The 11,075-nt window shown below is 65.4% G+C and carries 10 protein-coding genes; 7 read left to right on the forward strand and 3 right to left on the reverse strand.

Annotated features, from left to right (window positions below; genetic code table 11):
* Nucleotides 1-23: 23 nt before the first annotated feature.
* Together ACODS4_RS02285 and ACODS4_RS02290 are read right to left on the reverse strand one after the other, a co-directional pair.
* A complete protein-coding gene (locus ACODS4_RS02285) occupies nucleotides 24-1,769 on the reverse strand; it encodes a stimulus-sensing domain-containing protein (RefSeq protein WP_488860281.1) in 1,746 nt (581 codons plus the stop codon).
* A complete protein-coding gene (locus ACODS4_RS02290) occupies nucleotides 1,741-2,439 on the reverse strand; it encodes a response regulator transcription factor (RefSeq protein ID WP_488860283.1) in 699 nt (232 codons plus the stop codon). Before ACODS4_RS02290 ends, ACODS4_RS02285 begins: the two co-directional genes overlap by 29 nt.
* A gap of 187 nt (nucleotides 2,440-2,626) precedes the next feature.
* Here ACODS4_RS02290 and ACODS4_RS02295 point away from each other — a divergent pair, with 187 nt between their 5' ends.
* The 7 genes from ACODS4_RS02295 to ACODS4_RS02325 all read left to right on the forward strand — a co-directional run bounded on the left by ACODS4_RS02295 (nucleotide 2,627) and on the right by ACODS4_RS02325 (nucleotide 9,323).
* Complete coding sequence (locus ACODS4_RS02295) at nucleotides 2,627-3,493, forward strand: HugZ family pyridoxamine 5'-phosphate oxidase (protein WP_488860285.1); 867 nt, start codon at nucleotides 2,627-2,629, stop codon at nucleotides 3,491-3,493.
* A gap of 440 nt (nucleotides 3,494-3,933) precedes the next feature.
* Complete coding sequence (locus ACODS4_RS02300) at nucleotides 3,934-5,757, forward strand: phosphoenolpyruvate carboxykinase (GTP) (protein ID WP_488860287.1); 1,824 nt, start codon at nucleotides 3,934-3,936, stop codon at nucleotides 5,755-5,757.
* 349 nt (nucleotides 5,758-6,106) lie between these two features.
* Complete coding sequence (locus tag ACODS4_RS02305) at nucleotides 6,107-6,526, forward strand: organic hydroperoxide resistance protein (protein ID WP_488860289.1); 420 nt, start codon at nucleotides 6,107-6,109, stop codon at nucleotides 6,524-6,526.
* Nucleotides 6,523-7,038: a MarR family winged helix-turn-helix transcriptional regulator gene (locus tag ACODS4_RS02310; RefSeq protein WP_488860291.1), complete on the forward strand. Its 516-nt coding sequence runs from the start codon at nucleotides 6,523-6,525 to the stop codon at nucleotides 7,036-7,038. Before ACODS4_RS02305 ends, ACODS4_RS02310 begins: the two co-directional genes overlap by 4 nt.
* Nucleotides 7,039-7,233: 195 nt before the next feature.
* On the forward strand, nucleotides 7,234-8,094 hold the full coding sequence (gene motA, locus ACODS4_RS02315) for a flagellar motor stator protein MotA (RefSeq protein WP_488860293.1): 861 nt from the start codon (nucleotides 7,234-7,236) through the stop codon (nucleotides 8,092-8,094).
* Between the two features lie 17 nt (nucleotides 8,095-8,111).
* Nucleotides 8,112-9,071 (forward strand): lipid II:glycine glycyltransferase FemX, encoded by a 960-nt coding sequence (locus tag ACODS4_RS02320; RefSeq protein ID WP_488860295.1) that lies wholly within the window; start codon nucleotides 8,112-8,114, stop codon nucleotides 9,069-9,071.
* A gap of 78 nt (nucleotides 9,072-9,149) precedes the next feature.
* Nucleotides 9,150-9,323: a hypothetical protein gene (locus ACODS4_RS02325; RefSeq protein ID WP_488860296.1), complete on the forward strand. Its 174-nt coding sequence runs from the start codon at nucleotides 9,150-9,152 to the stop codon at nucleotides 9,321-9,323.
* Nucleotides 9,324-9,351: 28 nt separating this feature from the next.
* Here the strand turns inward: ACODS4_RS02325 and ACODS4_RS02330 are convergent, their stop codons facing one another.
* Nucleotides 9,352-10,701 carry a M23 family metallopeptidase gene (locus tag ACODS4_RS02330; RefSeq protein WP_488860298.1) on the reverse strand — a complete coding sequence of 450 codons (1,350 nt, stop codon included), beginning with the start codon at nucleotides 10,699-10,701 and terminating at the stop codon, nucleotides 9,352-9,354.
* Nucleotides 10,702-11,075: the final 374 nt, after the last annotated feature.

Consider the following 11,075-nt stretch of genomic DNA (forward strand, 5'->3'; position numbering starts at 1 on the left):
TCATACAACTTTTCCGCAAAAATTCACAACAACGGCAGCGTAACGTGAAAGTCAGCGCCGTCAATGCGACCATCGTCTGCGCGTCTATTCTGTGCGCGTATCAAACCATTGTGCGCACTGATTATCTGTTGGGATATGGAAAGTCCAAGACCGGAATGGGTGCCGAACTTCTCGCCCGCCGGGCGTTCGGTGTAGAAACGCTCGAAGATCGCTTGTTCTTTGCCCTCCGGAATGCCGGGGCCATGGTCGGACACGACCACCTGAACCGCGCGTCCGACCCGTCGGGCGCTCACCCGAACCTCGCCGCCGGGGGGTGAAAAGGACAGGGCGTTGGCGATCAGGTTCTGGAACACTTGGGTCAGCCGTCCTTCCAGACCCGGCACGATCAACCGCTCGCCGACGGGGGCGTCGATGACGAGGCGCGGCGGCGCGGCGCGCTCCGACTCCATCTCCTTCTCTCCATCATCGTCGTCGGTCTCCTCCACGCTGCGCTGAAGGTCCGCCAGCATCGCCAGCATGGCGCCGATGTCCACTGGCTCCAACTCCGCCCGCGACAGCTCGGCGTCCAGGCGCGAGGCGTTGGAGATGTCGCTGATGAGGCGGTCGAGCCGCTGCACGTCGTCGGCGATGATCGCCAGCAACCGGGCGCGGCGGCCCGGATCCTCGATGCGGACCACGGTTTCCACCGCGCTGCGCAGGGAGGTCAGCGGGTTCTTGATCTCGTGGGCCACGTCGGCGGCGAAGCGTTCGATGGCGTCCATCCGCGCCCACAGCGCGGCGGTCATGTCGCGCAGCACGCCCGACAGCTCGCCGATCTCGTCGCCCCGGTGGGTGAAGTCGGGGATTTCGGTGTGGCGGCCATGGCTGGCGCGCAGCCGGTCGGCGGCCTGGGCCAGCTTGCGGATGGGTTGGGCGATGGTTCCGGCCAGATAGATCGACAGCGCCACCGTCACCAGCAGGGCCACGGCGAACACCTTCAGAATGTCGAAGCGCACGGAACGGATGGCCCGGTCGATCTCGCCGCCGCCGCGCGTCAGCAGCACCGCCCCCAGCACCTCGCGGTAACGCTGGACCGGGACGGCGACCGTCAGCAACAATTCGGGATCGCCCGTGGCCGACTCCACGCGCCAGACGGTCGCCCCGGTCTCGCCGGTCAAAGCGCGTTCAACGTCGGTGGACGGCTTGCCCCGTTCCTCGCGGTGAATCGGCAATCCTTCGCGGCTGGGGACCACGTCGATCAGACGGTTGTACAAGCTGTTGATCGCTTGCGAGAGCACGTCTCCGGCGGGTGGGGAGGGCAATTCGCGAATCTCGATCCGCCCTTGCGAGCCGGTCAGCACCCGGCTGTCGGACAGCATGCGCCCGCCGATGTCGTACAGGCGGGTGCGGGTGGCGGTCGCCTCGGCCAGACGGCGGATCATCGGACGGGCCAGTTCGGGTTCCAGCTCAAAGCGTTCGCCCCCGACATCCTCCGCCATGTTCCCCCCGGCGGGGGCGGGCGGCGTCAGGATGCGGTTGACCGCCCCTTCGCCAAGGGCGGAGGCGAAGATGCGCGCCTCGGTCGCCAGCGCCTCCATCTCGGCCTGAATCAGCCGGTCCTGGTAGCGGCCCAGATAGAGCAGGCCAACCACCAGCAGCGCCAGCGCCAGGACGTTGACCGCCAGGACGCGCAGCGTCAGCGGCGAAATCCGCCGCCGCCGGTGGGGGCGCCCTTCGGTCGAAGCCGCCGAGGGGGGGGCGCTATTCCTTGTAACGATAGCCGACGCCATAGAGGGTCTCGATCTGCGAGAAATCGGCGTCAATCGCCTTGAACTTCTTGCGAAGCCGCTTGATGTGGCTGTCGATGGTGCGGTCATCGACATAGACATGCTCGCCATAGGCCGCGTCCATCAACTGGTCGCGGTTCTTCACATGGCCGGGCCGCTGGGCCAACGCTTTCACCAGCAGGAATTCGGTCACGGTCAGGTCGATGGGCTGGTCGTTCCAGAAGCAGGCGTGCCGCGCCCCGTCGAGCAGAAGCGGCCCGCGCGTGATGATCTGGCCTGGATCGGCGACGGCGGCGCCGTCGTCGCGCAGCGCCTCGCGCCGCAGCAGGGCGCGGATGCGCTCGACCAGCAGGCGTTGCGAGAAGGGCTTCTTGATGTAGTCGTCGGCGCCCATGCGCAGGCCCATCACCTCGTCCATCTCATCATCCTTGCTGGTCAGGAAGATGACGGGGATCTGCGAGGTTTGGCGCAGGTTGCGCAGCAGCTCCATCCCATCCATGCGCGGCATCTTGATGTCGAGCACGGCCAGATCGGGCAGACGTTGGGTCAGGCCGCGCAGGGCCTCGGCCCCGTCGGCGTAGGTCCGCACCTCGAACCCTTCGGCTTCGAGCGCGATGGAAACGGAGGTCAGGATGTTGCGGTCGTCATCCACCAAGGCGACGGTGTGGGCCATGGTCGTTGGTCAGTCTCTCTAGGGTGGCGGGCGCCGGAAAAGGGAAAGAGCCATTCCGGCAGATTATGACAGACAGGAGCCTCGTAAGGCAGTTTTCGCTTTTCCCAGGGCATTTTTCTGGTCCAATATGGCGGCAATGCGGCGCTGAACAACGGCGCCGCGCGGGAGAGCGCACTCGTTTTTTGGCATGAGTTTCACGCAAGCCTTTGGCGCGTCCTCCCCAGGCGGGGCGGACGGCGCGTCGCCCATGGGGGCGGCCAAGCCACACGCCGATTTGGCGCGCCGCCTGATGCGCGCCTGCGACCGCGCGACTCTGGCGACGGCGGGGCGTGGAGCGGACGACGGCGACCCATCCGCCGGTTGGCCTTACCCGTCGCTGGTCCTGGTCGCCTTCGATCTGGACGGCAGCCCGTTGCTGCTGATGTCCACCCTCGCCGAGCACACCCGCAATCTGGCCGCCGACCCGCGCGTCGGCCTGCTGTTCGACGGCACGGTCGGGCTTGACCAGCCCTTGACCGGCGCCCGCCTGTCGGTTCTGGGCCGCGTCGCCCGTTCCGACGAACCGCGCCACCGCGCGCGCTTTTTGCGCCGCCATCCCGACGCCGCGCTTTACGCCGACTTCGCCGATTTCGCGCTGCACCGCGTCGCCATCGACCGCGCCCATCTGGTCGCCGGGTTCGGGCGCATCCATTGGTTGACCGCTGACGAATTGGGGGCGCCGATGGGCGCGCCCGCGTTGGCCCAGGCCGAAGCCGCTCTTCTGGACGAGGTCAACGGCGCGTTGGCCGCCACGTCCGAGGGGACGGGCGCCAACGGCGCCTGGACCGTGACCGGACTCGATCCCGACGGTTGCGACCTGCGTCGCGGCGGGACGGTCGCGCGGATTGATTTCAATCAGCGCGTCAATGATCCCGAATCGGTTAGACTGGCTTTGGCTGGTCTTCCGCCATGGGTCCGCCAAGGCGGACCGCAACCCGCTTCCAAGCCCGATGGCCCCGGTTCGCAAGATCCGGGACGCCCCGGCGCCGCGCCGTCCGACGCAACGACCGTCTGAAGACGCCCCGCGCCCAACAACAAGAAAGCACAGCCGCGACACCGTTCGACACCAGCAGACGCCGCACCAAAAAAAACAACGCGGCGCATGACCAGCGCAACCAGGAGATCACTTCAGTGGACCATAACGGATCGACCCGTTTTCCGTCCGGGCCTTTCGCCCTCGGACCGCCCTTTGCACCGTTTTGTCTCGGCTCCGGCCCAGCGGGAATCGCGGGGGGCTTCGGCTTCCTCCGGTTCGCCGCCGCGCCGGGCCGCTGAATCGGCGGTCGCCGCCGCTTTTTCGCACAAGACACAACGACCAAAGCCGGATCGGCCCAACCCAGCCGCCGCACCGTCGCGCGCAATCAACGCGTGGCGCCTCCCGTCGCCGTCGGCGACAGGGGAGTTGACGGACAGCGGGCATGGGGCCGGACCGGCGCGCAACGGATGAGAACGACGATGACTGGAAACACGCGGACGCGGAACAAGAAGCTCCTGGCTTGGGTTGAGGAAATCGCCCTGAAATGCAAGCCGGAGCGGGTTCACTGGTGCGACGGGTCGCAGGAGGAATATGACCGCCTGTGCGACGAAATGGTCGAGGCCGGAACCCTCATTCGCCTGAACGAGGCCAAGCGCAAGAACTCCTTCCTCTGCCGCTCCGATCCGGGCGACGTCGCGCGCGTCGAAGACAGCACCTACATCTGCTCCAAGACCAAGGAAGAAGCCGGTCCGACCAACAATTGGATGGATCCGGCGGCGATGAAGGCCAAGCTGGACGGCATGTTCGACGGCTGCATGCGGGGCCGCACCCTGTATGTGGTGCCGTTCAGCATGGGTCCGCTGGGGTCCGACATCGCCCACATCGGCGTGCAGCTCTCCGACAGCCCCTACGTCGCCGTCAACATGCGCATCATGACCCGCATGGGCCAGAAGGTGCTGGACGTGCTGGGCGACAGCGATTTCGTGCCCTGCCTGCATTCGGTCGGCGCGCCGCTGGAACCCGGTCAGGCCGACGTGGCGTGGCCGTGCAACGCCGATCACAAATACATCGTCCATTTCCCTGAAGAGCACTCCATCGTCTCGTATGGCTCGGGCTATGGCGGGAACGCGCTGCTCGGCAAGAAGTGCTTCGCGCTGCGCATCGCCTCGTCGATGGGCCGCGAGCAGGGTTGGCTGGCCGAACACATGCTGATCCTGGGCGTTGAAAGCCCGACCGGCGAGAAGACCTATGTCGGCGCCGCCTTCCCGTCGGCCTGCGGCAAGACCAACTTCGCCATGCTGGTTCCGCCCAAGGAGTTCGAGGGCTGGAAGGTCCGCACGATCGGCGACGACATCGCCTGGATCAAGCCGCAGCCCGACGGCACGCTGCGCGCCATCAACCCGGAGGCGGGCTTCTTCGGCGTCGCGCCGGGCACCAGCGTGAAGTCGAACCCGAACGCGCTGAAGACCCTCGACCACAACGTCATCTTCACCAACGTCGCCTTGACCGACGACGGCGACATCTGGTGGGAAGGCCTGACCGACACCCCGCCCGACCACTTGATCGACTGGCAGGGCAAGGATTGGACGCCGGGCTGTGGCCGCGTCGCCGCGCACGCCAACTCGCGCTTCACCGCGCCTGCGGCGCAATGCCCGTCGATCGACCCGGCGTGGGAGGATCCCGCCGGCGTTCCGATCAGCGCCTTCATCTTCGGCGGTCGCCTGTCGAAGACCTTCCCGCTGGTGTTCGAGTCGTACAACTGGCGCGAAGGCGTCTATTGGGCGGCGACCATGGGGTCGGAAGCCACCGCCGCCGCCGTCGGCCAGGCCGCCATCCGCCGCGACCCGTTCGCCATGCTGCCCTTCTGCGGCTACAACATGGCTGATTACTGGAACCATTGGCTGTCGATGGAAGGCAAGGTCGAAAGCCTGCCGCGCATCTACCGCGTCAACTGGTTCCGCAAGGACGAGAACGGCAAGTTCGTGTGGCCGGGCTTTGGCGACAACATGCGCGTTCTGAAATGGATCGTCGACCGCGCGCGCGGTCGGGCTACCGACGTCGCCGAGTCGCCGTTCGGTTATTCGCCGCGCTACAAGGACCTCAATTGGGCCGGTCTGGATTTCGCGGAAGACAAGTTCCGCAAGATCATGGACATCGACCGCAAGGAAGCCGAGGCGGAAGCCAAGGACCAGGAAGAGCTGTTCAACCGCTTCGGCAGCCGTCTGCCGAACGAGATCGAACAGCAGCGCGTCGCCGTGCTGAAGCGTCTGGAAAACATCCCGGACGTCTGGCGCATCGGTTGATCCGCCGGTTCGAGCGGTAAGGGTTGAGAAAGGGGCTGCCGCAAGGCGGCCCCTTTTTCGTTGTGGCGTGTGTCGGCTTGCGATGCCCCCTCCCTAGCCCTCCCCCTCTTCGAGGTGGAGGGGATCGGCGTGGCCATTGTGAAAGGCCCCCTCTCCCGCGTCAGCGGGGGAGGGTCGGGGTGGGGGCGTCGCAAGCCGACGTCGCGCCATCCCCATTCCCCGCGCATCCCAGCCATCCCCCCGCCGCGCATCTCAATAACGCTCAATTATATTGCGTACAATTAAATATGACGCTATCAATAAGCCCAGCACGAACCACCCCACACCCCCAAGCATAAGGATCGCCCCAATGACCGCTCTCTACACCGCCCACGCCCGCACCGCCGGTGGCCGCGATGGCCATGTCCAGACCGACGACGGCCTGCTCAGCCTCAAGCTCGCCATGCCCAAGAGCCTGGGCGGCAAGGGCGACGCCACCAACCCGGAACAGCTTTTCGCCTCGGGCTACGCCGCGTGCTTTGAAAGCGCGGTGCGTCACGTCGCCCGCCTGCAAAAGCTGCCCTTGACCGACGCCTCGGTCGCCTCCAGCGTCAGCCTGTTCCAAAACGCCGAGGGCGGTTTCTATCTGGGGGTGGCGTTGGCCGTTTCCGTGTCGGGGCTGAACCAAGCGGCGGCGGAAGAATTGGTTGCCACCGCGCACCAGGTCTGCCCCTATTCCAACGCTGTGCGCGGCAACATCGACGTGACTCTCACCGTACAGGCGGCATGATCGACAATCAGGACCAGGACCTGGATCAAGATGGGGGGGCGGCGGCGCCGCTCCCCAGCATGACCGACGCGGACGACGCGGCTGGCGGCGAGCTGTTGCGGCTCGACCGCCAGCTTTGCTTTGCGCTCTATTCCGTCAGCAACCGAATCACCCGGCTGTACCGCCCCTTGCTGGACAAGCTTGGTTTGACCTACCCGCAATATCTGGCGATGCTGGTGCTGTGGGAACGCGCGCCCCGGACGGTGGGCGAATTGGGCGACGCGCTGGATCTGGATTCCGGCACCCTGACGCCGCTTTTGAAGCGGATGGAGGCGAATGGTCTGGTCCAGCGCCGCCGCGACCCGGCGGACGAACGCCGGGTGATCGTGGCCTTGACCGAGGCGGGGGCGGCGTTGCGCCAGTCGGCCCTGTCGATTCCGCGCACTCTGGCCTGTCACTTCGCCCTGCCGCTGGACGAGGTTGGACCGTTGCGCGACCGGATCAAGGCGCTGCTGCCCCCCGACAAACCCTGATGGACCAGTCCTGTCGTGACAGGACGTTCCCGCGCGTCTAGGATCAAACAGGTTTTCTGCGAAAGCGGTAGGCCGTTTGGGGGATTTTCGGGCTGGGCATGGAGTCTCCCGCCACAAGGCCGCCATAGGATGGTCGCAGGCTGACGTTGAGCGTCGGCAGGCGACGGCGCCGAAATTCAGGAGGAATGAGACCCCATGTTTGTGATGATCGGTTTCGGCGTCGTGGTCTTCTGCGTGTTCGGTGGTTATGTCCTGGGCGGCGGCCACATGGGCGTGCTGTGGATGCCGTTCGAGTTCATGATTATTCTGGGAGCGGCGGCGGGCGCCTTTTTCATCGCAAATCCAAAATCCGTCATATCGCACACCGGAAAAGAAATCGGCCATCTCTTCAAAGGGCCAAAATACAAAAAAGAGGATTATCTCGAAGCCCTGACCATGATGTATCAGGTCTTCAAGATCGCCAAGACCAAGGGATTGCTGGCGCTTGAACAGCACATTGAAAAACCGGAAGATTCTCCACTCTTTCAGCAATTTCCAAAGTTCTACAGCGACCATCACGCGATCGAATTTCTTTGCACCTATCTGCGGCTGATGTCGCTGGGGGCCGACAACCCGCATGAACTCGTCGATCTGATGGACGAGGACATCGAAACCATGCACCACGAGCATCAGCGCGTGTCGGACGCCATCCAGGCGGTGGCCGACGCGGTGCCGGCGCTGGGCATCGTCGCGGCGGTGCTGGGCGTGATTCACACCATGGGATCGATTTCCGAACCGCCGGAAGTGCTGGGGAAGCTGATCGGCGGCGCGCTGGTCGGCACCTTCACCGGCATTCTCGTGGCCTACGGCTTCTTCGCCCCCATGGCCAGCGGCCTGAAGAGCATCTACCACGCCGAAGGCAAATATTATCAGGCGATGAAAACCGGGATGATCGCCCATCTCTCCGGCTACGCCCCAGCGATTTCCGTGGAATACGCCCGAAATGTGCTGGAACCGGAATACCGACCCACCTTCGCCCAGGTGGAAGAGGCGACCGGCGCCTTGCCGCCCGCCTGACCGAACGGCCCACAGTCATGGCGGAGATCTCCATCGCCTGGAACGAGGGGACGGTCGGCGAGTGGGACTCCTTGTTCGCCCGCGCCTCCCATTCGACCCTGTTGCAAAGCTTCGCCTATGGCCGGGCCATGGGGCGGACCTACGGCTATCTGCCCCGGTTGGGGGTGATCCGTCGCGACGGCGTCGCCATCGGGCTGGCGCAGATCCTCGAACGGCGGATGCTCAAGATTTTCCACGACCGGCAGTTCCATCGCGGCCCCCTCTGGCTCGACGGAATCGAACCGGACGCCGAAACGCTGGAAGCGACCTTCCGCTTGCTGCGCAAGGCCTGCCCGCGCTCTCCGCTCAGCCGCTCCAGCGTCCTGCCCGAACTGTCCGCCTCGCCGGAGAATGAAGACCTGCTGAAACGCTGCGGCTTTCACCGCCATGGTCCAGGCTATCAGACGGTGTGGCTCGACCTTGGGATGAGCGAGGAGGCGTTGCGCGCTGGTCTGGCGCGGGATTGGCGGCAGCGTCTGCGTGGGGCCGAGAAAAGCGGTTTGGTGATCGACGCGGATTGGCAGGCCGACAATCTGCCCTGGCTGATGAAGCAAGAGCATGACCAGGCGCTGGGCAAAGGCTTCCGCCCAATGACGGGCGCTTTGGCGGTGCGGCTGCGCAACGCTCTGGTCAAGGCGGGAGGGGCCGAGTCCGGCGCGTTGATGGTGACGGCGATGGACAAGCGGTCGCCGGTGGCCAGCGGTTTGTTCTTCCGCCATGGGGCGACGGCCACCAGCCAAGTCAGTTGGGCGAACGAAGCTGGCCGCAAAAGCGGCGCCATGCGTTTTGTGCTGTGGCGGGCCATTCTGGCGCTGAAGGAACGCGGCGTCCGCCGTTTGGATTTGGGCGGCGTCAACCCGGACAGCGCCCCCGGCGTGACCGAGTTCAAGCTCGGAACCGGCGGTCAGGCGGTGGAAACCGTCGGTCAATACCGCTGAGCCGCGTGGCGATTGCGGCGGCGGGCCGCTTGGCGCAGGATGGGGCGGAACATCCGTTCAGGAAGCAGGGCGCGCGCCATGTCGGACAATGAAGTGATGAAAGCGGGCGAGGCCGAGGTCGCCATCGAACGCGCGATGAACCAAAAGCCAAAGGCCATGCTGATGCGCGAAAAGCTGCAACGCATGCTGGACGATGACGCGAATTGCAAACAGTTCGTCGGGGCGCTGCGCCGGATGATGCATCAGGATTGACGGAAGACGGCGCCGCGCCGTCCTCCCGTCAGCAGCTTGTCGTCTTGCAGCTCTTGTCGTTTTGCAGCCCGGAATGCGGACCGCCAGGGCTGCGCGCCAGTTGCAAGCCGCCGCGCGTGTCTTGATAGCTCTTGTCGAGCGACCGCACCGTCTGCACAAACTCCTGCAATTCGCGTCCATTCAGCTTTTCCCCGGTCGGCAGATCGACCGAGCGCGGGTTGACTTGGTGGCCGCCCTTCAGCACTTCGTAATGCAGATGCGCTCCGGTGGCGCGCCCCGTGGCCCCGACATAGCCAATGATGTCGCCTTGATCGACCCGCGCGCCGCGCCGCGTGTCGCTGGCGAAACGGCTGAGATGGGCGTAGGCGGTGGCTGTGTCGGTGTTGTGGCGGATGCGGATGTAATTGCCATAGGCGCCGTGCGGTCCGGCTTCCTCGATCACCCCGCGACCGGCGGCGTAGATCGGCGTTCCTTTCGGCGCGCCGAAGTCGACGCCCTGGTGCATCTTGCTGAAGCCCAGGATCGGGTGCTGGCGCATGCCAAAGCCCGAGGTGATCCGCGCGCCGTCGATCGGCGTGCGCAGCAGGGCGCGGCGGATGCTTTCGCCGTCGCGGTTGTAATAGTCAACGCGACCGTCGCGGGTCTTGTGCCGGTAGATCGGCATTTCCTCGTCGCTCAACACCAGGGCGGCGTAGAGCACGTCGCCGTCGCCAACGGTGTCGCCGTCCGCCGTGACCAGCTTTTCATACAGAATCTCGAAACGGTCGCCGGGTTGCAGGTCGCGCTGGAAATCAACGTCGTAAGAATAATCGCGAATGAAGGCCATCATCACCGAGGTCGGCACCCCGGCGTCGGCGCCCGCCTCGAACAGGCTGGAGCGAATGACGCCCTGCGCCGCGACCAGTTGGCGCGACACCGCCTTTTCCTCCTGGCTGGAGGCGAAGCCGCTGTCGCCCTTGCGGGCGATGGACACCGAGCGTGTCGCGTTGGGCTGGAACTCCAACCCAACAAATTTGCGGGTTCCGCCCCGGCGCGGCTCAAACAGAACCGTCACCTGCTGGCCGATCTTCAGCTTCTTGGGGTCATAGACGTCGCGCAGGGCGGCGATGGCCTCGCTGGCCTCGTTGCGTGGAACCGAGGAGCCGGTCAGCAAATCCATCAGCGTGTCGCCGCGCTCGACCGCGCGGGTGTGGCGATCCAGTCCGGAGGGGGGCTTGTTGGCGACGTCGCGGTGCAGGCCGTCCAACTCGCGCTCCATCTCGGTGGAGCCGCTGTCGGCGGCGCGCGCCGTCGTGGATGTCGCCAAAACCGTCAACCCAAAGGCCAATCCAGCGGCGGTCAGGGCGAGCGTGGGAAGGCGGGAAAGCCTCGAACGCATCGTCATTCTCCTCGGATGCTCCATCCTGCGCATTCCAACGAGTGAATGCAGCCTATGCCCCGGCCAGCCGGGTTATGTCCAACGGGGAGGACGATGCCTAGCATGAGCGGCGCTGTCAATCCGAGGAAGGCCGCGTCGGGATCGCGTCGAACGCCGCCGCGCTGTTGAGGACACCATACAGTGAGGGGCTGGCGCTTGGCTTTGTCCGCTGGCCCCCGGATCATGACCTTGGAATGACGGTGGCAAAATCCGACCGAAATCGAAGCGTCAGAAATTTTTCACGCAGACGCAAAAAAGGAGTTGCGTGGATTGGTGTGGTGCCACTATAACCCGCTCCACCGACGGGGCGGCGCTTCACGAAGCGGCGCGGCGGC

It is taken from the genome of Azospirillum sp. FG154, from assembly GCF_057809575.1.